The sequence below is a fragment of the Jannaschia sp. L-14R genome (genome assembly GCF_056857695.1).
This window is the reverse complement of sequence record NZ_JBSXNP010000011.1, coordinates 319,732-339,708: the sequence shown is the minus strand read 5'-3', so window position 1 is coordinate 339,708 and position 19,977 is coordinate 319,732. Positions and strand designations below refer to the sequence as shown.

General features: G+C 63.0%; 24 protein-coding genes and 1 tRNA gene. 9 read left to right on the top strand and 16 right to left on the bottom strand.

What is annotated here, in order from left to right; translation table 11 throughout:
• Positions 1-11: 11 nt before the first annotated feature.
• The 7 genes from fdhF to AC13C2_RS14405 form a co-directional block, all read right to left on the bottom strand.
• Entirely contained in the window at positions 12-2,789 is a 2,778-nt protein-coding gene (gene fdhF, locus AC13C2_RS14435) for a formate dehydrogenase subunit alpha (RefSeq protein ID WP_482887249.1), read from the bottom strand.
• Between the two features lie 173 nt (positions 2,790-2,962).
• On the bottom strand, positions 2,963-3,703 hold the full coding sequence (locus tag AC13C2_RS14430; protein WP_482887248.1) for an SDR family NAD(P)-dependent oxidoreductase: 741 nt from the start codon (positions 3,701-3,703) through the stop codon (positions 2,963-2,965).
• Positions 3,696-4,256, bottom strand: a complete 561-nt coding sequence (locus AC13C2_RS14425; protein ID WP_482887247.1) for a DUF3833 domain-containing protein — start codon at positions 4,254-4,256, stop codon at positions 3,696-3,698. The genes AC13C2_RS14430 and AC13C2_RS14425 overlap by 8 nt, the downstream gene beginning before the upstream one ends.
• Complete coding sequence (locus AC13C2_RS14420; protein ID WP_482887246.1) at positions 4,253-5,479, bottom strand: MFS transporter; 1,227 nt, start codon at positions 5,477-5,479, stop codon at positions 4,253-4,255. The genes AC13C2_RS14425 and AC13C2_RS14420 overlap by 4 nt, the downstream gene beginning before the upstream one ends.
• The gene (locus AC13C2_RS14415; protein ID WP_482887245.1) at positions 5,476-6,237 is read right to left on the bottom strand and encodes a DUF1365 domain-containing protein; all 762 of its coding nucleotides are present in this window, start codon (positions 6,235-6,237) and stop codon (positions 5,476-5,478) included. The genes AC13C2_RS14420 and AC13C2_RS14415 overlap by 4 nt, the downstream gene beginning before the upstream one ends.
• Positions 6,238-6,263: 26 nt before the next feature.
• Positions 6,264-7,559 carry an NAD(P)/FAD-dependent oxidoreductase gene (locus tag AC13C2_RS14410; RefSeq protein WP_482887244.1) on the bottom strand — a complete coding sequence of 432 codons (1,296 nt, stop codon included), beginning with the start codon at positions 7,557-7,559 and terminating at the stop codon, positions 6,264-6,266.
• 235 nt (positions 7,560-7,794) lie between these two features.
• Positions 7,795-8,271: a CreA family protein gene (locus AC13C2_RS14405; protein ID WP_474521022.1), complete on the bottom strand. Its 477-nt coding sequence runs from the start codon at positions 8,269-8,271 to the stop codon at positions 7,795-7,797.
• A gap of 106 nt (positions 8,272-8,377) precedes the next feature.
• Here AC13C2_RS14405 and yghX point away from each other — a divergent pair, with 106 nt between their 5' ends.
• From yghX to AC13C2_RS14385, 4 genes are all read left to right on the top strand, one after another.
• Entirely contained in the window at positions 8,378-9,265 is an 888-nt protein-coding gene (yghX, locus tag AC13C2_RS14400) for a YghX family hydrolase (protein ID WP_092760007.1), read from the top strand.
• A 52-nt stretch (positions 9,266-9,317) separates the two neighbouring features.
• Complete coding sequence (locus AC13C2_RS14395; protein WP_092760009.1) at positions 9,318-9,587, top strand: hypothetical protein; 270 nt, start codon at positions 9,318-9,320, stop codon at positions 9,585-9,587.
• A gap of 41 nt (positions 9,588-9,628) precedes the next feature.
• A complete protein-coding gene (locus tag AC13C2_RS14390) occupies positions 9,629-10,282 on the top strand; it encodes an RluA family pseudouridine synthase (RefSeq protein WP_339646542.1) in 654 nt (217 codons plus the stop codon).
• 133 nt (positions 10,283-10,415) lie between these two features.
• The gene (locus AC13C2_RS14385) at positions 10,416-11,072 is read left to right on the top strand and encodes a peroxiredoxin (protein ID WP_424337860.1); all 657 of its coding nucleotides are present in this window, start codon (positions 10,416-10,418) and stop codon (positions 11,070-11,072) included.
• Here the strand turns inward: AC13C2_RS14385 and AC13C2_RS14380 are convergent.
• The 3 genes from AC13C2_RS14380 to AC13C2_RS14370 all read right to left on the bottom strand — a co-directional run bounded on the left by AC13C2_RS14380 (position 11,069) and on the right by AC13C2_RS14370 (position 11,593).
• Positions 11,069-11,194: a hypothetical protein gene (locus AC13C2_RS14380; RefSeq protein WP_482887243.1), complete on the bottom strand. Its 126-nt coding sequence runs from the start codon at positions 11,192-11,194 to the stop codon at positions 11,069-11,071. The genes AC13C2_RS14385 and AC13C2_RS14380 overlap by 4 nt on opposite strands.
• A gap of 123 nt (positions 11,195-11,317) precedes the next feature.
• Positions 11,318-11,443, bottom strand: a complete 126-nt coding sequence (gene ykgO, locus AC13C2_RS14375) for a type B 50S ribosomal protein L36 (protein ID WP_005850168.1) — start codon at positions 11,441-11,443, stop codon at positions 11,318-11,320.
• Positions 11,444-11,518: 75 nt separating this feature from the next.
• Positions 11,519-11,593, bottom strand: a tRNA-Val gene (locus tag AC13C2_RS14370).
• A 139-nt stretch (positions 11,594-11,732) separates the two neighbouring features.
• On the opposite strand from AC13C2_RS14370, the gene AC13C2_RS14365 reads away from it, so the two are divergent.
• Positions 11,733-12,590, top strand: a complete 858-nt coding sequence (locus AC13C2_RS14365; RefSeq protein WP_482887242.1) for an N-formylglutamate amidohydrolase — start codon at positions 11,733-11,735, stop codon at positions 12,588-12,590.
• A 2-nt stretch (positions 12,591-12,592) separates the two neighbouring features.
• Here AC13C2_RS14365 and AC13C2_RS14360 read toward each other — a convergent pair whose 3' ends face one another.
• Positions 12,593-13,846 (bottom strand): DNA polymerase IV, encoded by a 1,254-nt coding sequence (locus AC13C2_RS14360; protein ID WP_482887241.1) that lies wholly within the window; start codon positions 13,844-13,846, stop codon positions 12,593-12,595.
• A gap of 94 nt (positions 13,847-13,940) precedes the next feature.
• On the opposite strand from AC13C2_RS14360, the gene AC13C2_RS14355 reads away from it, so the two are divergent.
• The 3 genes from AC13C2_RS14355 to AC13C2_RS14345 all read left to right on the top strand — a co-directional run bounded on the left by AC13C2_RS14355 (position 13,941) and on the right by AC13C2_RS14345 (position 15,579).
• Positions 13,941-14,234 (top strand): hypothetical protein, encoded by a 294-nt coding sequence (locus tag AC13C2_RS14355; protein ID WP_482887240.1) that lies wholly within the window; start codon positions 13,941-13,943, stop codon positions 14,232-14,234.
• A 167-nt stretch (positions 14,235-14,401) separates the two neighbouring features.
• Positions 14,402-15,295, top strand: a complete 894-nt coding sequence (locus AC13C2_RS14350) for an SPFH domain-containing protein (protein ID WP_339645082.1) — start codon at positions 14,402-14,404, stop codon at positions 15,293-15,295.
• Complete coding sequence (locus AC13C2_RS14345) at positions 15,295-15,579, top strand: NfeD family protein (RefSeq protein ID WP_175495759.1); 285 nt, start codon at positions 15,295-15,297, stop codon at positions 15,577-15,579. The genes AC13C2_RS14350 and AC13C2_RS14345 overlap by 1 nt, the downstream gene beginning before the upstream one ends.
• 114 nt (positions 15,580-15,693) lie before the next feature.
• Here the strand turns inward: AC13C2_RS14345 and pyrF are convergent, their stop codons facing one another.
• From pyrF to tsaD, 5 genes are all read right to left on the bottom strand, one after another.
• Complete coding sequence (gene pyrF, locus AC13C2_RS14340) at positions 15,694-16,377, bottom strand: orotidine-5'-phosphate decarboxylase (RefSeq protein ID WP_339645088.1); 684 nt, start codon at positions 16,375-16,377, stop codon at positions 15,694-15,696.
• Between the two features lie 118 nt (positions 16,378-16,495).
• The gene (locus AC13C2_RS14335; RefSeq protein WP_092760027.1) at positions 16,496-16,915 is read right to left on the bottom strand and encodes an EVE domain-containing protein; all 420 of its coding nucleotides are present in this window, start codon (positions 16,913-16,915) and stop codon (positions 16,496-16,498) included.
• A gap of 14 nt (positions 16,916-16,929) precedes the next feature.
• Positions 16,930-17,205 (bottom strand): YciI family protein, encoded by a 276-nt coding sequence (locus tag AC13C2_RS14330; RefSeq protein WP_092760029.1) that lies wholly within the window; start codon positions 17,203-17,205, stop codon positions 16,930-16,932.
• 2 nt (positions 17,206-17,207) lie between these two features.
• Positions 17,208-18,158 (bottom strand): NAD(P)H-dependent glycerol-3-phosphate dehydrogenase, encoded by a 951-nt coding sequence (locus AC13C2_RS14325; RefSeq protein ID WP_482887237.1) that lies wholly within the window; start codon positions 18,156-18,158, stop codon positions 17,208-17,210.
• The gene (gene tsaD, locus AC13C2_RS14320; RefSeq protein WP_482887235.1) at positions 18,155-19,231 is read right to left on the bottom strand and encodes a tRNA (adenosine(37)-N6)-threonylcarbamoyltransferase complex transferase subunit TsaD; all 1,077 of its coding nucleotides are present in this window, start codon (positions 19,229-19,231) and stop codon (positions 18,155-18,157) included. Before tsaD ends, AC13C2_RS14325 begins: the two co-directional genes overlap by 4 nt.
• A 55-nt stretch (positions 19,232-19,286) precedes the next feature.
• On the opposite strand from tsaD, the gene AC13C2_RS14315 reads away from it, so the two are divergent.
• Positions 19,287-19,973, top strand: coding sequence for a uroporphyrinogen-III synthase (locus tag AC13C2_RS14315; protein WP_482887234.1), 687 nt, complete (start codon positions 19,287-19,289; stop codon positions 19,971-19,973).
• Positions 19,974-19,977 lie beyond the last annotated feature (4 nt).

Below are 19,977 nucleotides of genomic sequence, written 5' to 3'. Positions count from 1 at the left end.
CACTGACAGGGTCATTCGGCGGCTACCACATCAACCGCTTCGACCTTCACCGCCGAGAACTTGAACTCCGGGATCTTGCCGAACGGATCAAGCGCCGGGTTGGTCAGGAGGTTGGCGGCGGCTTCGACGAAGGCGAAGGGCAGGAAGACCATGTCGGGGGCGATGGCCCGGTCGGCGCGGGCCAGAAGGGTAACCGTGCCGCGACGGGTCGTCAGACGGATCTGGCCACCGGGCACGATGCCCAGTCTGCGCAGGGTGGACGGATGCAGCGAGCAATTCGCCTCAGGCTCCACCGCGTCCAGAACCTTCGACCGGCGCGTCATCGAGCCGGTGTGCCAATGCTCCAGTTGCCGTCCCGTCGTCAGGATCATCGGGTAGTCCGCATCCGGCACCTCGTCGGGCGGAATGACAGACGCGGGTGTGAATTTTGCCCGTCCCTCGGGGCGCGGGAAGCCGTCGCCAAACACGATCGCCTGTCCGGGATCAGTGGGCGAGAGCGACGGATATGTGACGGCCCCTTCGGTCTCCAGCCGGTCCCATGTGATGTTCGAAAGCGAATCCATGACCTGACCCATCTCGGCGAAAACCTCGGACGGATGGCTATAGTGCCAATCCAGCCCGCAGCGCCGCGCCAGCTCGGTCGTGATCCACCAATCTTCCTTTGCCGAACCCGGTGGAGAGACTGCGGGACGCCCCATCTGGACCTGCCGGTTGGTGTTGGTGACGGTGCCGGTCTTTTCGGCAAAGGCCGCAGCGGGCAGGATGACGTCGGCATAATTTGCCGTCTCGGTCATGAAGATGTCCTGCACCACAAGACAATCCAGCGCCGCCAGCGCGTCGCGCGCATGGGCCACGTCGGGGTCGGACATTGCCGGGTTTTCGCCCAGAATATACATCGCCCTGATATCGCCCGCGTGGACCGCATCGAGGATCTCGGTGACGGTCAGACCCTTTTCGGCAAGGATCTCGCCGCCAAAGCCGCCGTCATCGCCCCAGAGCGCCGCATATTTTGCCCGCACATCGTCGGACAACACGCTGGCGTAGTCCGGCAGGAACATCGGAATCAGGCCCGCGTCCGACGCGCCCTGCACGTTGTTCTGCCCGCGCAGCGGATGCAGCCCCGCGCCCGGTCGCCCGATCTGGCCGCACATCAGGGCCAGCGAAATCAGGCAGCGCGAATTATCGGTTCCGTGGATGTGCTGGCTGATGCCCATGCCCCAGAAGATCATCGCCGACTTTGCGCCCGCGAATATGCGCGCCACCTCGCGGATCATGTCCGCATCGATGCCGGTCAGGTCGGCCATCTTCTCGGGCGCGAAGCCTTTCAGATGCTCCCGCTCCGCGTCCCAGCCCTCGGTCATCGCCTCGATATACTGGCGATCCACCAATCCTTCTTCGGCGATGACGTGCATGATCGAATTGAGCAGCGCCACATCCGCACCCGGACGGAATTGCAGCATGTGCGATGCGTGACGTCGCAGGCCCACACCCCGCGGGTCCATCACGATCAGCTTGCCACCGCGCTTGGCGAACTGCTTGAAATAGGTCGCAGCAACCGGATGGTTCTCGACCGGGTTGGCGCCGATGACGATGGCGACGTCGGCGTTCTCGATCTCGTTGAAGGTGGCGGTGACGGCGCCCGACCCGACATTCTCTATCAGGGCGGCGACGGAGGACGCGTGGCACAGCCGGGTGCAGTGATCGACGTTGTTATGGCCGAAGCCCTGGCGGATGAATTTCTGGAACAGATAGGCTTCCTCGTTCGAACACTTGGCCGAGCCGAAGCCCGCGACTTCGCGCCCGCGCCCCTTAAGACCGTTCGCTGCGACGTCCAGCGCCTCCTCCCAGGTCGCCTCGCGGAATACCGCGCCGAAATCGCCCGGATCGACGTTCAGACCCTTGGCCGGCGCGTCGTCGCGGCGGATCAGCGGTTTGGTCAGTCGATGTTCGTGATGGATATAGTCGAAGCCGAACCGTCCCTTGACGCAGAGCCGCCCTTCATTGGCGGGGCCATTGATGCCGTCGACCTTGACGATGCGGCCCGCCCTGGCCTTCAGCGAGACCTGGCAGCCGACACCGCAGAACGGACAGATCGACTTGGTTTCCGTATCGAAATCGCGACTGTCGCCGACCTGATCCGTCGCCACCATCGTCGCGGGCATCAGCGCCCCGGTCGGACAGGCCTGGACGCATTCGCCGCAGGCCACGCAGGTACTGTCCCCCATCGGATCGTCGAAATCGAACACCGGCCAGGTGTCGTGCCCGCGCCCGGCCATGCCGATCACGTCGTTCACCTGCACTTCGCGGCAGGCCCGCACACACAAACCACACTGGATACAGGCGTCCAGATTGACGCGCATCGCGACGTGGCTGTCGTCGAGCAGGGGAATGCGCTCGACTTCCATCGTCGGCAGACGGCTCTCCTGCAGGCCCTGCGCATCGGCCACGTCCCACAGATGCGAGGACCTGTCGTGCGCCACTTCCTGTTCCGGCTGATCGGCCAGCAGCATCTCGACGACCATCCTGCGTGCTCCCCTGGCCCGCGCACTGTCGGTCACCACCACCATGCCCTCGGACGGTTCGCGTATACAGGACGCCGCCAGGACCCGCTCGCCCTCGATCTCGACCATGCAGGCGCGGCAGTTGCCGTCAGGTCGATAGCCCGGTGCAGGCTTGTGGCACAAATGCGGGATCACAAGTCCCCGCCCATGCGCCACCTCCCAGATGGTATCACCGGGAACGGCCTCGACCGGCTGACCGTCAAGCGTGAAGCGAATGGTGTTGGACATGGGCGCGGCCCTCCCTCGGGGCCAACCCTAGAAGCGCCGCGCCAAACCCGAAAGCCCATGCACGACACCGTGTCCCCCTGAAACGACGATGCCGGTTTCCGATCGTGAACCTGTGTCTTCCTCTTGGAAAAAATATTCCGGGGAGCGCGAGGGGCTGGCCCCTCGCCCCCGCCTCAGCGGTTGTGCGCAAACAATCCGTACCAGAGCCAGTCGGGCAAAAACTGCCCGCCGCGAAACATCCACGAAAAGACCCTCGGGAAGCTCTTCTTGAAATCGTCGGTGCACATCAGCTCGAACATCTGGCGGGCGGCGTCTTCCGGCTCCATCAGGAAAGGCATGTCGAAATCGTTCTTCTCGGTCAGGCGCGTCTTGATGAAGCCCGGATTGGCGACCTGCACCGTCACACCGGTCTTTCGCAGATCGGCATGCAACCCCTCGGCCAGCCACATCACCCCCGCCTTGGACGCGCCGTATCCGGTGGCACCGGGCAGCCCGCGAAACCCCGATAAAGACCCGGTCAGCACGATATGTCCGGCGTCGCGTGCGACCATGTCGCCGATCACCGCGCCGACCGCACGGGCCGCACCGGTGAAGTTTACATCGCACATCGCCTCAACCTGTTCGGGGTTCCATTCCTGCGCTTTTTGCGGCCAATAGACCCCGGCCAGAAAGACCAGCCCGTCGATATGTCCGGCCTTCGCCGCCGCCGCTTCGACCGATGTGCGGTCGGACACGTCGCAGACAATCACCCGCGATTTGCCGGGCAGCCGATCGGCAAGCGTCTGCAGTTTGTCTTCCGAACGGGCCGACAGGATCACTTCGGCCCCGGCACGTGACAGCGTCTCGGCCAGTGCCGCGCCCAGACCTTCGGATGCGCCGATCAGCCAGTACCGTTTGCCGCGCCACTCACGCATGCTGTGCACCCATCGGGCGGATCGTGCAGAACAGCTCCGCCACCTTGATCCCGAACTTGCGGAACTGACTGCGGTTCAGGATGACGCCATCGGGCTGAACATACATCCAGTCGACGGCATCCAGCACATGCCCGCCATTCGATTCAGGCAGACGGATGCGATATCGCAGACCCAATGTATTGCCCGCCAGAGTGCCGCGACCTGTACCGACCACGTCGTCGGCTTCGGCCCGGACAGTGCCATCGTCGTCCAGCGTAAGCCGCCATTCCCGGTCCTGCGTGCTGCCGTCATCGTAGATGAAGTGTTCGTCCATCGTGCCGCGTGGCCCTTCCCACTGCATTTTCATCGTGGCGCGAAACCGCGAGGTGACGCGTCCGGTCGGGCCGAAGATCATCCCCTCGCACAGAAGCTCTCCGGTCAGATGCCGATGCATATCAAAAGTCGGCAGGTTTCCTACATATTCATCGGCCTTCTGCGACGTGAACCCGGTGAAGTGGCGCATCGCCCAGATCAGCAGTAGACCGATCACGATGCCCAAGATGAATGCGGTCATACATCAATACCTTTCCCGGTTCGTGCCAGCAGGGCCAGCGCCAACGCTTTCAAGCCAAGCGGTACGCCCGCATAAAGCAGTGTCAGAGACCAAAGCGCGAGACCCCCGTTCAGTTCCCCCGAAACGAAGCCCGAGGCTTTAAGAACAGGAAACAATGCGATCGCGGCAAGGGCCAGGGTCGCCTTGTTCACAAAGGACCACAGCCCGAATCCGTCCGCCGCGGATGGCGCGATCACGGCCATTCGCCGCGCGAACAGCGCCGGAAGAAGGCTCAGGTCCGCACCCACGGCTGCGCCCGATGCGATGCAGACAGCGGCGAAGGCCCAAAGGTCTCCCGTTCCCAGCGGCAGGGCGAAGGCAAACGCCACGATGGCCAGGGTCATTGCGGCCATCAGGGTATGTCGCGCGCCGAACCGCGCCGCCGCCTTGCCCCAGGCCGGGACGGCGGCCGCCGCTGACAGAAAGAACAGCAGCAAAAGCCAGCCTTCCTGTCCGGCCGCCCCAAGGCGGTCGGCAACGAAGAACAGGAACAGGGTGGATGTGACCGCCACCGGAGCCGCGTTCACCAGCGCGATCAGCAACAGGCGTCGCGCAACAGCATCGGACAGGACGGCTCGCAGGCCCGTGGACGTGGGCGCTGTGCCGCGCGATGACCATTCGGGGGCCATCAGCAGCAGGGCCAGCGCGGTCGCGGCAGCAAATGCGAGTGCATACCACAGGAACGGCGCACCGGTTCCCGTCAGCACCGTGGGCAATACGGCAGCTATGCAGACACCGATCAACGCGCCGGTCTCACGCCAGGCGGCCAGACGCACATGGTTGCCATCGGTTCCCGCGGCGCGGGCGACACCCTGGGCATAGAAACAGATCGTCAGGAACGAGAACGCCGAGAACAGCAGGGCCAGCGACAGGGCGAACCACCAGATCGGTGGCAGCATCGGTGGAATTGCAAACAGCATCGCCATCGCTGTGGCCATGATTGCGCCTGCCCCCGCGACCATCGACCCGCGAAACTCCCGCGTCCGCTCGGACAAACGGCCCAATAGCGGGTCCTGCACCACGTCGAACAGCCGCAGAGCGAACAGAGCGATGGACAGTTGTGCCAGGGTGACGCCTTGTGTGTCGACGTAGAACTTGGGCGCGTGAATATAAATCGGCAGCCCCGCCGCGGACAGCACTGCGGCAAAACCGGCATAGCGGACAAGCCCGCGACCAGGCGTCATGAATGCGTTTCGGATCGGGATGCGGGCCGCGAAACCTCAGGCGAAGGCGGCGTCGGGCGGCCCCGGAACGTTCCGCCTTTCCACCACAGCTTCAGCGCCTGCCAGTGGATCAGTCCCAGAACCCGCCGCGTGCCGAACGGCCGGCGCAGCGCCGCGCGGATCAACGCGCGATTGGTCAGCGGCTGGCGCGGGCCGGTCAGCGTTGCCAGAAGACGCCCGTTACCCTGCCGGTAATCGATGCGGATCGAAATCCGCTCCGGCTGGATGTCGAAGTTGAACGTGTATCCACCCGCGACAGGCTGAAACGGCGAGACGTGCAGCACCTTGACCGACGACAGCTTCATGTCCGGCGTGATCGGGGCCAGATCGTCAGCGTGCGACAGATACGAATGACGGTCGCCATAGGTATTCGTCACTTCGGAGATAACGGCCCGCAATTCGCCCTCCGCCCCCTCGATCAGCCAGAAACTGACCGGGTTGAAGACATGCCCCAGCACGCGGGGTTGTGCCAGAAGCAGGATACGCCCGATCGTCAGTTCGGGCAGGGCATCGGCCAGCACGTCGCGCACCCATCCGACACCGCGTCCCTGCCCCGGCGGACCGCCGTGATCGCGGTCGCGGATTTGCGCGAAGGTGCGGCGCTTGCGTGAAAACAGACCGGGCAGGGGGCCATCGTCGGTCGGGTCCAGCAGAATATAATCGACACCGTAGCTGAAGCGGTTCTCGACCCCCTCGGCATTGCGACCGTGAAAGGTCATGCCTGGAATATGGTCGAGAACCCGTCTCACGCGGCCGCGATGGCCGGACGTTGCCGCCGTCCCATGGCTTCCACAACGTCGAGCGCGCTTGCGAAACCGTCCTCGTGGAAGCCGTTCTTCATCCATGCACCGCAAAACCACGTGTGGTCGGTGCCGTTGCGGGCGCGGATACCTTCGACCGCTTTCATCATCGCCAGATCATAGATCGGATGGCGGAAAGTGGTGCGGTCGTAGATCAGTTCCTCGCGAATTTCCTGCTGGGAATTCAGGGTGGAAAACATCGGATCGTCCTGCGGAATGGGCTGCAGGCGGTTCATCCAGTAGGTCAGGCCGATGCGGTCGGGGCGCTTGGCCTGCTCGGCATAATTCCACGAGGCCCAGACCTTCCGGCGTTTCGGCATGACGGATGCATCGGCATGCAGGACCGCGTCGTTATCGTGATACCGGATGCGCGATAACATGGCGATCTCACCGGGTGTGGCATCGGACAGAAGGGCAAGGCTGTCATCGGAATGGGTCGCAAGGATCACATCGTCGAACACCTCCCATTCTCCGCCATGTGTCCGCACTTCGGCTCCGCCCGGTATGCGGCGGATGCCCTGCACCGGCGCACCCATGCGCAAAGTCACATGTTGCCGTTGCAGATGCGCCTGCAACCGGCGGACGTATTCAATCGACCCGCCCTGAACCGTATACCATTTGTGCTGGCCCGTGTGGCTCAGCAGGTTGTGGTTCTGGAAGAACTGGATCATCGCCTGCGCCGGAAAGTCCATCACGTTCCGGCTGGGCGTCGACCAGATCGCGCCGGAAATCGGCCCCAGATACCAGTCCCGGAAGGTCTGCCCCATACCGAGCCGGTCCAGAAAATCACGCAACGGCAAAGTCGGGTCGATGGCGGCCTCGGCGGCGCGGGCGTTGAACCGGAAGATGTCGCGTACCATTCGCACGAAGCGCGGCGACAGCAGGTTGCGGCGCTGGGCGAAGACCGTATCGGGCGACTGAAGCGAATACTCGATCCGCCCGCCCTCCAGCGAAGCCGCGAAAGACATGTCGCTGTCGGCAATCGGCACATCCAGATCGTCGAACAGCCGGACAAGGTTGGGATAGTTCACCTTGTTATAGACGATGAAGCCGGTATCCACCGGCTGATCCCCGCGCCTGCCCGCCAGAACGGTGCGGGCATGACCGCCCAGACGCGGCGCGGCTTCGATCAGGGTAACGGCATGGTTCGGGGCCAGCGCATGCGCGGCAGCCAGTCCGCTGATACCGCCGCCGATGACGGCAATGCGCCGGGGCGGGGTCGTCGAATTTGGAAAAGGCAAACGGTATCCTGCTCGTCGTTTCTTGGGTCTGCATGTCAGCGACCGGTGCGCGATGCGAGCGGTTGCGCATCCCGTTTTCTGGTCATGGACATGACACGAAAAACGATCAGGGCAACAGGGCAATACGTAAATTTGAAGTCCCTGGGCGCGACGGACCATGGCCCGATATGTGCCATGATCAGGCCGGTGACGATGATCCGCGGCGACCTCGCGTTCGGTCCGAAATGCGCAGGCGTTATTCGTCAGCCGTCAGCGTCGCACCATAAAGCGGCACGGTCGAGATCGACATCTTCGCCGACCCTTCCGTCAGTTCCTGCGCATGCGCCAGATAGATCAGGGTCTGGTTCGCCTCGTCGAAAATACGCTTGATTCGCAGCGATTTAAGGATGATCGACCGGCTTTCACGAAACACGTCCTCGCCGTCTTCCGACAGGTCGATGTCGCCGACGCTGATCGGCCCGGTCTGGCGACAGGCGATCGAGGCATTCGACGGGTCCTCGAACCAGTTGCCATTCGACAGGCGGTCGATCAGCGAGCGGTCGAAATAGGCGATGTGGCAGGTCACGCCTTGGACTTTCGGGTCCGGAATGGCTTCGATTATAATGTCGTTCCCGACCCAATCGACGCCGACCTCGCCGACTTGCTGGGCGGTTGTGGCGGCGGGGGTCAGGATCAGGGCGGAGGCCAGTGCGGCAAAGCTTGTTCGTATCATCTGTGCGAACGTTCCGGACCGCGATTTCGTTCCGTTACACGATCGCCGGGACACGCTATCATGCCGCCACGTGATATAACGCAGATGCCAATACGGAGAGACGATCATGACACGCATGACGGCCAAGGACTTCGATCAGGACTTGCTGGACCTCTATGACTTCTACGCCCATGGCAAGATCACCAAGCGCGAGTTTCTGGACCGCGCCGGAAAATGGGCCGTCGGCGGACTGACCGCCGCGGCCATCCTGACGACACTGTCGCCGAACTATGCACTGGCGCAGCAAGTGGCCGAGGATGACCCGGACATCTCGGGCAAAGACATCACTTACGACAGTCCGAACGGTCACGGCGGCGTCAACGGCTACCTCGTGCGACCCGCGACAACCGAAACCCCGCCTGCCGCCGTATTGGTCGTCCACGAAAACAGGGGCCTGAATCCCTATATCCGCGATGTTGCGCGCCGGGTCGCCAAGGCCGGATTCATCGCCCTGGCCCCCGACGGGCTGAGCAGCGTCGGCGGCTACCCCGGCAACGACGACGAAGGGCGCGAATTGCAGCGTGGCGTCGACGGCGAAAAACTGATGAACGACTTTTTCGCGGGCTACGAATACCTGGCCGCGCTGGACGGCATCAACGGCAAGGTCGGGGCGACCGGCTTCTGTTACGGTGGCGGCGTGGTGAACGCACTTGCGGTCGCCTATCCCGAGTTGTCGGCGGGCGTGCCGTTCTACGGCAGGCAGGCCGCGGTGGAAGATGTGCCCAGGATCGAAACGCCGCTGCTGTTCCACTACGCTGCGCTCGATAACCGTATCAATGCAGGCTGGCCCGCGATGCAGAAGGCGCTGGAGGAGAACGACAAGGTCTATCAGGCGGAAATCTGGCCCGATGTGAACCACGGTTTCCACAACGACACCACGCCCCGCTACGATGCGGAGGCTGCCGAAGCCGCGTGGGAAAAGACGATCGCCTGGTTCCGCGTCTATCTTGCCTGACTTTTATCTTGTCTGACTTGCGAAACCGGGGCGGGTTGCCGATGATCCGCCCATGATTGAACCTGCCCTTTTGATATTCTTCGGTCTGCAAAGCGTGATCTTTGCAGCTTGGGTCGTTCTGTCTCTCGCCATCCTGATCGGCATGGCCCTGCGGGCCATTTCGCGGCGCGAAACCGGTTCTGCGGCGGACGTCGGGACCAACGCCATGGAAAGCTATCTCCGCGATCCGTTGACCCGCTTCCGGCGTCTGCTCTGGCTGGGGCTGACAGCCGCGCTTGTGGTCTGCGGTGTCGTGACTGTGGTGATCCTGATGACGATATGATGCGGCTGGCCTTGGGCGGGCGGTCACGTTAATCGCGGGGCATGTCCGGTCCCTCGACTCCTTACGATCCGCCTTCCGGCCCGATCCCTGTAATCCACCAGGACGAACATCTTCTGGTGGTCGACAAGCCCGAGGGCCTGCTGTCGGTGCCAGGTCGCGGACCTCATCTGGCCGATTGCCTGCTGTCGCGGCTGGCCGAGACGCATCCCGAGGTTCTGCTCTGCCACCGGCTGGACCGCGATACCTCCGGCATCATGGTCTTTGCGCTGACCAAGGAAGGACAGCGCAAGATGGGCCGCATGTTCGAAGTCAAACGGGTCAAGAAACGCTACATCGCACAGGTTCACGGAGAGGTGTCAGAGCCGACGGGCGTGATCGACCTGCCGCTGATCGTCGACTGGCCGAACCGCCCCTTGCAGCATGTGAACCACGAGACTGGCAAGAAAGCCGTGACTGACTGGCAACGGATCGGGGTCGCGGACGGCGCCACCCGAATGCGCCTGATGCCGCGCACCGGGCGTAGCCATCAGTTGCGCGTTCATATGCTGTCGCTGGGCCACCCGATCCTTGGCGACCCTTTCTATTCCGACGATGCCGAAGCGTTTCCCCGGATGATGCTGCACGCCGAAGGGCTGAAATTCGAACACCCGGTTTCGGGGCAGATGATGCGACTGGAAGCGTCCTGCCCCTTCTGAGGAACGTCATACCGGCGTAATACCCTGGTATGCACCGTCGCAATACGTCAGATTCATACCCCGATCCCGGTCTCTGGTATCGTTTGCCGGGCGCACCTATGTTTCGTTTATATTCTCGAAAAGGAGAGCCATCATGAGCCTGCGCATCAACCAGACCGTCCCTGATTTCAAGGCCGACACCAGCGAAGGCCCGATCAGCTTCCATGATTGGATCGGTGATAGCTGGACAGTTTTATTCAGCCATCCCAAGGACTTCACGCCCGTTTGCACGACCGAGTTCGGTGCCGTTGCACAGTTGGACGCCGAGTGGAAGAAACGCGGCGTCAAGGTCATCGGCATCTCGGTCGACGGGGTCGAGGATCACCGGAAATGGAAGGGCGACATCGGCACTTTCGCGGGGACCGAGGCGAATTTTCCGATTATCGCAGACGAAAGCCTTGATATATCAAAGGCCTACGACATGCTTCCCGCAGATGCCTACCTCCCCGATGGGCGCACACCGAACGACACGGCGACGGTGCGGTCGGTCTATATCATCGGGCCGGACAAGCAGTTGAAGCTGTCAATGACCTACCCGATGAACGTCGGCCGCAACTTCGCCGAGATCCTGCGCGCCGTCGATGCGCTGCAAACCGCAGCGAAACATGGCGTTGCCTTGCCAGCGAACTGGGAACAGGGGCGCGACGTCGTCATTCCCGCTACGGTTTCCGATGCGGATGCCAAGGCAAAGTTCGGCGACTTCAAGACGCACTTCCCCTATCTGCGTATGACCAAGGACCCTTCGGCCTAACCCAGCCGGTCGAGCAGTGTCTCGACCACGCGCCCAAATGGCACATCTTCGAACAAGAAAGACAAGCCGCCCGTGCGCGCCGCACGGGCGGCTTTCACGTTGTCAGCCTTACGGAAGGTCAACACGTTGACGATCCAGCCACTTTTTCAGGTATCTGGGTGGATGAAGGATGTGTGACCTATCGCCAAAGGAAAAGGCCGCGCCAAGCGGCACGGCCTTGTCATATCGTGACGGCGCGGCAGTCTTCAGCCCTGGCGGGCCTTGAACCGGCGCTGCGTCTTGTTGATCACGTAGACCCGGCCTTTGCGGCGCACCACACGGCAGTCGCGGTGACGGTTCTTCAGCGACCGGAGGGAATTGCGAACCTTCATGGGTAAGCTCTCCTGATGCCTGCGGGGCGACACCCCGGGGTTGCGTGCGTGTTCCCGGATATGGGGAACGGTGAATGGTGGGCGATACTGGGATCGAACCAGTGACCCCTTCGATGTCAACGAAGTGCTCTACCGCTGAGCTAATCACCCGTCTCTTCGAAGAAGCGGAACAAAACCGTTCCTCCGTCGATTGGTGGGCGGTGGATAGTGTCTTTCACGATGGCGTGCAAGGGGGCTTTCTAGAGTTTCGACGAACCCCTATCTTGCTCTTGAAGGAGCGTCCGTTTCCATGTCCCGACCCCCGTTCAAGCTGATGCTGCCTGCGGCGATTGAAAGCCCGGTGGTGGTGGCCAGCCCCCACTCTGGCCGTATCTACGATGCGGATTTCATGGCGTCCACGGTTCTTGATGCCGCCAGGATTCGGTCGTCCGAGGACGCCTATGTCGACGTGCTGCTGGACCGGATCCCGACCCTGGGCGTGCCGGTGCTTTCAGCGCAGATGCCGCGCGCCTTCCTTGATCTGAACCGCGCGCCCGAGGAGTTGGACCCGGCAGTCATAGACGATGTGCCGCGTGGGGCGATGAACCCGCGTGTCGCCTCGGGATTGGGTGTGATTCCCCGTGTCGTGGCGCAGGGCCGCGCGATCTATAGCGGCAAGATATCCCATGCCGAGGCGCAACATCGCATCGACACCTTCTGGCGCCCCTATCACCGGCAGCTGGATGTCCTGATGTCGAATGCGCGGGACCGGTTCGGACAGGCGATCCTGCTGGATTTCCATTCCATGCCGCATGAGGCGATCGAGGGCACCGTCGTAAGCGGTGCGCCTGCGCAGATTGTGCTGGGCGACAGGTTCGGGTCGTCCGCCAATGCCGTTCTGGTCGACATTCTGGAGGAAACCCTGACCGATCTCGGCTTTCGGGTTGCGCGCAACGCGCCATTTGCCGGTGCTTATATCACGCAGGCCTATGGCCACCCCGAGCGCGGCTGGCACGCGATCCAGATCGAAATCGATCGATCGCTCTATCTGGACGAGGGTTCGATCCGCCCGAATACGCAGTTCGATGTACTTCAGAACACGATCACCGAGGCGGTTTCCCGGTTCTGCGACTGCGCACGCCCGGCCCGGAACCTCGCCGCAGAATAACCTCAGCGCAGGGCACGCCCCTTGCGGATGGCGTCCTGTCCATACCGCGCGCGGATCGCGTCAGTCGCCCGTTCCGCGTTCATCCGTCGGGTCGCGCCGGGGTCCAGCAAATCGCCACCCCGGTCAGCCCCGTCGCCTGACACCAGATCCGAGATGCCGACGCCGATCAACCGGACCGACCCCAAGCGGTCGGTCGCGTCGAGCAATGCCCGCGCCTCGCGGTAAATGCGGTCGGCCATCTGTGTCGGATCGGACAGGGCGTGGCGGCGCGTCAGCGTTTTGAAATCGGCGCGCTTGACCTTCATCGTCACGACCCGTCCGGCCAGATCGCGGGCCTTGGCGCGGGCGGACACCTGTTCCGACAGCCGCCAGAGATGACCGTCCAGGATGTCGGTATCATCGGTATTGTCGTGGAACGTGGTCTCCTTGGAGATCGACTTGACGGCGCGTTCAGGTTTGACCCTTCGCGTATCTTCGCCCCGCGCCAGATGCCAAAGGCGTTCGCCCATCGTTCCGAACCGCCGTATCAGGTCATGCCTGTCCCAGCGTTTCAGATCGGCGATAGTGTTGATGCCGGCTTTCTTCAGCGTCTCTTGCCCGACAAGGCCGATACCGGAGATTATGCCAACGGGTTTGGGCGCGAGGAACGCCTCGGTTTCGGCCCGGCCGATCACCGAAAAGCCGCGCGGCTTGTCAAGGTCCGAGGCGATCTTGGCGAGAAACTTGTTGTGCGACAGACCGATAGAGCCAGTGATGCCGATTTCGGACTGCATTCGCTGCGTCAGCCGCGCCAGCATCACAGCGGGAGGCGCGCCGTGCAGTCGCGTTGTGCCGGACAGGTCCAGAAATGCCTCGTCCAATGACAGGGGTTCGATAGCGGGTGTCAGATCCGTCATCATTGCGCGGATCTGTCGGCTGACGTCTACATACAGGCCCATCCGGCCTTTCAGGACAACGGCATCGGGGCAAAGTTGCAACGCCCTGAACATTGGCATCGCGGACCGGACGCCGCGAATACGTGCAACATAGCACGCAGTCGATACAACACCGCGTCGCCCGCCGCCGATGATAACCGGCTTTTCAGCCAACTCCGGGCGATCCCGCTTTTCGACGCTGGCGTAGAAGGCGTCGCAATCCATGTGTGCGATGGACAGATCGAACAGTTCCGGGTGGGACGTGATGCGCGGAGACCGGCACGCAGGGCAACGTGCCCCGTCGTCAAAGGTGGTCAGGCATTGGCGGCACATCGATGGCATGAGCGGAATTCTACTTATTCTGATGTGATTATGGAACCGGGTGCTGTGACGCGGTGTTTGGCAGGACCACACGCAACCACACTCGGAGGACAATATGGCAGACCCTAATCATACGACTACGACGGAAACTCCCAAAAGCACCGTCACGCACGTCGAAACTGCAAGATCGGGCGGCGGCAATTCCGCGCTTTGGCTGATCTTGGGCGGGGTACTGGTGGCACTCGTATTGTTCTTCATTTTCGCCGGAGGGGCGGATGTGTCCAACGACAACGACGCGGCAGAAGGTGCGGCAGCCGTTGGAACCGCGGTCGAAGGTGCTACTGGCGCAATCGGCGATGCCGCTGAAGGCGCAGCCGACGCGACAAATGAGGCCGCGACCGGCAACTGATCAAAAGTCCCGTCGCAAAGAGTTGAAGGGGGTGCCCAGCCGGGTACCCCTTTTCGCGTTCTGCAATGCGGCATGTGGGCCACATGTTCATTCAATTTGACGATGAGACATCGGTGGTCCGACAGACTTCTCTATAGCTGGATCTGGAACTACCGGAGATCTGGTCCATGGACATTCAACAAGAACTGCTGACCTTCGCGGGCGAGAACGCCGTCATCATCGCGGTCGCCCTGTTTGTAATCGTATCCATCCTGCTGGGTGTCCGGATCGTGCCGCAGTCGGAGAAATTCGTCGTCGAACGGTTTGGTCGTTTGCGCAGCGTGCTGGGGCCGGGCATCAACCTCATTGTCCCGTTTCTGGACAAGGTGGCTCATAAGATCAGCATTTTGGAGCGCCAGCTTCCCAATGCCAATCAGGATGCCATCACCCGCGACAACGTACTGGTGCAGATCGAAACAAGCGTCTTTTATCGCATTCTTCAGCCTGAAAAGACGGTTTACCGGATTCGCGATGTCGATGCCGCAATCTCGACGACCGTGGCTGGCATCGTCCGCGCCGAGATTGGCATGATGGAACTGGATGAAGTGCAGTCCAACCGATCCGAAGTGATCGCCAAGATCAAGTCACAAGTGGCGGATGCCGTGAACGACTGGGGCATCGAGGTGACGCGCGCCGAAATTCTGGATGTCGATCTGGATGCGCAGACCCGCGAAGCGATGATGCAGCAACTGAATGCCGAACGCGCCCGTCGTGCGCAGGTGACCGAGGCCGAAGGCAAGCGCCGCGCTGTCGAACTGGCCGCCGATGCGGAACTGTATGCTGCCGAGCAGACCGCCAAGGCCCGCCGTATCGCCGCCGACGCCGAAGCGTATGCCACAGGCGTTGTGGCGCAGGCCATTGCGGAAAACGGGCTGGAGGCCGCGCAATACCAGGTCGCCCTAAAGCAGGTGGAGGCATTGTCGAGCCTTGGTAAAGGCGGTGGCACGCAGACGATCGTCGTTCCCGCCTCGGCGATGGATGCGTTTGGCGAAGCCTTCAAGATGCTGAAAGGACGCGGCTGATGTTCACAGCATGGTGGGTCTGGGCGCTGGCGGGACTGGTGCTTGCCATTCTTGAGGTGGTCGCCCCGACCTATATTCTGCTGGGTTTCGCCATTGGCGCGGGCATTGTGTCCCTAGGCCTGTTGACCGGCCTTCTGGGCGGAATGGCCGCGACTGCCTATGGGGTTGCATGGCTTATCGTGACCTTTGCCATCCTGTCGCTGATCGCATGGTTGGTGCTGAGGGCAGTTTTCGGCAAGCCCGGAGGCACCGTCCAGACCTTCGAGAAAGATATCAACGACTGAGGGTGGAACCGGGGCATTTCGGGCGGGGTTCATTCGGCACCGAAAATATCAAGATTCAGAGCGGAGAGAAGGTCATATTCGACGAACCTGACCCCGCCGCCACGTCGACCTGAATCAAGCCAATTGTGACAATATCGCCTGCGCCATAGCGCGGGGATCGTCAGCTGTGTGGATCGGACGACCGACGACGATATGATCCGCCCCGGCGGCGATTGCCTGACCCGGTGTCGCAACCCGCTTCTGATCGCCAAGCGCCGCGCCAGCGGGCCGGACGCCAGGTGTCACGATCAGCTTTCCGTGCGCTTCGGGCAGCGCGCGGATCAACGCGGCTTCCTGTGGCGAGGCGATGACGCCATCGGCCCCGGCCTCAAAGGCGCGGGCGGCCCGCGTCTGAACCAGATCGGCGATATTGCCGGGAACGATCAGCCCCGCGTCCAGATCGGCACGGTCGAGCGAGGTCAGGATCGTGACGGCGAGGATTTTCATATCACCCTTGGCCTGCGCCGCAGCGCGGACGACATGCGGATCGCCATGGACCGTCAGGAAGTCCAGATCGAACTGCGCCAGGCCGCGAACCGCCGCTTCGACTGTCGCGCCGATATCGAAAAGCTTCATGTCGAGGAAGATGCGTTTGCCATGTTCGCATTTCAGCTCATTGGCCAAGGCCAGACCACCGCCGGTCAACATGCCCAGACCGATCTTGTAAAACGACACCGCATCGCCCAGCCGTTCGGCCATCTGCAACCCGCTCAGCGCGTCGGGCAGGTCAAGGGCGACGATAAGGCGGTCATCGGACATGGGGCAGGCCTGTCATTTATTCGGTCGGTTCGGGGCCTAGGCGACGACACGCGCTCTGTCCAGATCGGAGCTTTGGGTCGGCCTGTGCTGCAAGGGCTCGGGTGGTGGCGCGCTGATGTTACGGGTCAATCCCACCCATACGACAGACAATCGACCATTCCGTCGGCGTCACCGGTTGAACCGAAAGGCGGGAACTGCGCACCAGTGCCATGTCGGCCAAGTCCGACCGGGCCTTGATATCAGCCAGAGACACAGGTGTCTTGAGCGGTATCAGGGCGCGGATATCCACACATTCCCACCGGTCGTCATCGGTCGTGGAATCGGGGTGTGCGGCGGCGCAGATTTCGACAGTTCCGACAACCGCCTTTTCCGATTGGCTGTGATAGAAGAAGGCGCGGTCGCCGATAGCCATGTCCCGCATGAAGTTGCGCGCCTGGTAGTTGCGCACCCCGTCCCATTCCTCGCCCGCATCGCCCCTGGCGACCTGATCGTCCCACGACCATGTGGAAGGTTCGGATTTGAACAGCCAGTATTTCATGGCGCTGCCTCCTGTCAGGCGTCGATGACGCGGTTCCAGCCTTCGATGCGCACATCCTCGAACAGACCGGCCCTGGCATAGGGGTCGGCGGCGGCGAAAGCTTCGACGTGTTCCCGGCTGTCTGTGTCGAAAACGATGAGCGAGCCGCTCATTTCACCAGCGGCATTCACGAAAGGCCCGGCCTGCACGACGGTCGCATCTGACCTCAGGTGGGCAAGATGCGCTTCGCGGTTTGCCTTGCGGACCTCGAGGTGGCCGGGCTTGTCGGTGCAGATAAGGGCGTGGAGCATGGTCATTCCTTGGTCAGATCGCGGTCCAGAAGGTCGCGCATTGCATCCTTGACGGTCAGATCGCCCTTAACAAGGGCCGCCGTCACACGGGTAATCGGTAAATCGACACCCCTGTCGTTGGCCAGTGCAAGTGCTGCCTGCGCCGTTGCCGCGCCTTCGCTGAGGGCAGTCGGGGCATCTGTTCCAGCCCCGATGGCGTGGCCCAGGGCAAAGTTGCGTGACTGCGGTGAGGCGCATGTCAACGCCAGGTCACCCAGCCCGGACAGGCCCATCAATGTCTCGGGCCGGGCACCCATGGCGGTGGCAAGGCGCAACATTTCGGCCATGCCGCGTGTCATCAGCGCCGCACCGGCCGAATCGCCAAGGCCCGCACCGATGGCCGCGCCGCAGGCAATGGCGATGACGTTCTTCAACGCCCCGCCCAATTCGACGCCGACGACATCGGTCGTCCGGTAAATCCGCAGGGTCGCGGTCGACAGTTGATCCTGCAGAGTTACGCCAACCGCATCGTCGGCGCACCCCAGCGAGAGGGCCGTCGGCAGGCCCCGCGCGATGTCGGCGGCAAAGCTGGGGCCCGACAGGATGGAGGCCTGCGCCATCGGCAAAGCGCATTCGATGATCGCGGTCGGGCCGTGCAGGGTGATCAGATCCACGCCTTTGCAGGCGGCGACAGCATGGCGCGGGGACAGCGCCAAATCGGCCAGCGCCGCCGCAAGCTGTTGCATCGGCACAGCCAGGATCAGGGTTTCACAATCTGCAAGCATGGCCGCATCGCCGGTCGGCGCGATGCTGTCCGGAAGGGTGACACCGGGCAGACGGGGCGATGTCCGGAAGGCAGCAATCCGTTCCATCATGTCCTTGTCGCGGCCCCAGAGGCAGACAAGGCGACCGGTCTGGGCCAGCGTGATGGCAAGCGCTGTGCCGAAGGCTCCGGCACCCAGAACGCCAATCATGCCTTGGCCCCGCGTTTGCCGGACCCGAGCATCGGCGCCGCGCCTTCATCCAGAGGCCAGCGTGGTCGGGCGGCCAGCGACAAACCGTCGGTCAGGCCCAGGGCAAGACGCTCGGCCCCGGCCCAGGCGATCATCGCGGCATTGTCGGTGCACAAAGCCTGCGGAGGCGCGACGAAGGGCACATCCGCCTGCGCCGCGACATCCTGCAACGCAACCCGCAGCGCAGTGTTCGCAGCGACGCCACCGGCAACGGCAAAGGCGCTGACTGGCCCAAGCGCCAGCGCGCGACGCGACTTTTCGGCAAGAACGGCGCGTACGGCGGCCTGAAAACTGGCGCAGATGTCGGCGCGTATTCCTTCCGGCAGCCCACCATGGTCGGCCACCGCTGCATCCCGCGCGCGCAGGACGGCGGTCTTGAGACCCGAAAACGACACGTCGCAGTCCGGGCGGTCGAGCAGGGGGCGGGGCAGGGCAATCGTCGGCGTGACCCCTTGAGCGCAGATTTCCACCGCCGGGCCACCGGGTTGAGGCAGGCCCAGCAAACGGGCAACCTTGTCGAAGGCCTCGCCCGGCGCATCGTCGATCGTGCCACCCAGACGGGTAAAGGTGTCGGCCCCGTCGACCCGCAGAAACAGGCAATGACCGCCCGATACCAGCAACATAAGGTATGGAAAGGCCAGACCGTCGGTCAGGCGCGGTGTCAGGGCATGGCCGGCGAGATGGTTCACCCCGATCAGCGGCAAACCCGTCGCAGCCGACAGCCCCTTGGCGCACATCACGCCCGCCAGCACGCCGCCGATCAGGCCCGGACCTGCGGTCACGGCAATGCCGTCGATCTCGCGAAGCGTCAGGCCCGCGCGGTCCAGCGCCGCTTCGACGGCCAGGTCGATCTTTTCGGCATGGGCGCGGGCGGCGATTTCGGGAACGACGCCGCCGAAAGCCGCGTGCAGATCATCCTGTCGCATGACAACGTTCGACAGGATCGTGCCCCGGTCGGCGGAGCGGCGGACCACGGCAGCGGCAGTGTCGTCGCAGGAGCTTTCCAAGCCCAGTATCGTCTGCTCTTGTGCCATGGTGGGTCCGGGTCCAGTCTCAGGCCCCGTCTATCGCCTGCGCCGAGGGGGAACAATGCGCACGCTGCCCGTCCTGCTGACCCGCCCGCGCGCCGATGCCCTGCGCCTTGCCGATGAGCTGCGTGCAGCAGGCGTACAACGTATCGAAGTGTCGCCGCTCATGCGGATTGTCGCGACCGGGCCGCTGCCCGAATTGCCGGGCGGCATAATTTTGACGTCGGGCAATGCCGTCGATACCTACGTTGAACTGAAGGGGCCAAAAGGTCTGCCGACATGGACTGTTGGGCCGCGCACGGCGGATCGCGCCCGTGCCGCAGGGCTGGACGTTCAAGGCACCGCCCCGGATGCCGAGGCTTTGGGGCAGGCGATCCCCGAAACCGCACCGCCTTTAATGCATCTGCGCGGTGCCGTGGCGCGCGGTGATCTGGCCGTGGCATTGCGGGCAAGGGGCCTTACGGCAGACGAGGCCGTCATCTACCGGCAGGATGGTATCGCCCTGACCGCTGCCGCAGCCGACCTGTTGCGGACTGGTCCCGTGGTGGTGCCGTTGTATTCCCCCCGCAGTGCTGAATTGTTCTTTCAGGCCTGCCCCCATACCGCATATGGAAACCTGCGGATCATTGCGCTTAGCCCCGCAGTGGCCTCCGCCAGCCCGGTTCCACCCGTTGAACAGGCGGAAACACCCGATGGTTCGGCCATGTTGCGGGCAGTGCTTCGATATTTCACGACGATGGACGGTTGAGAGG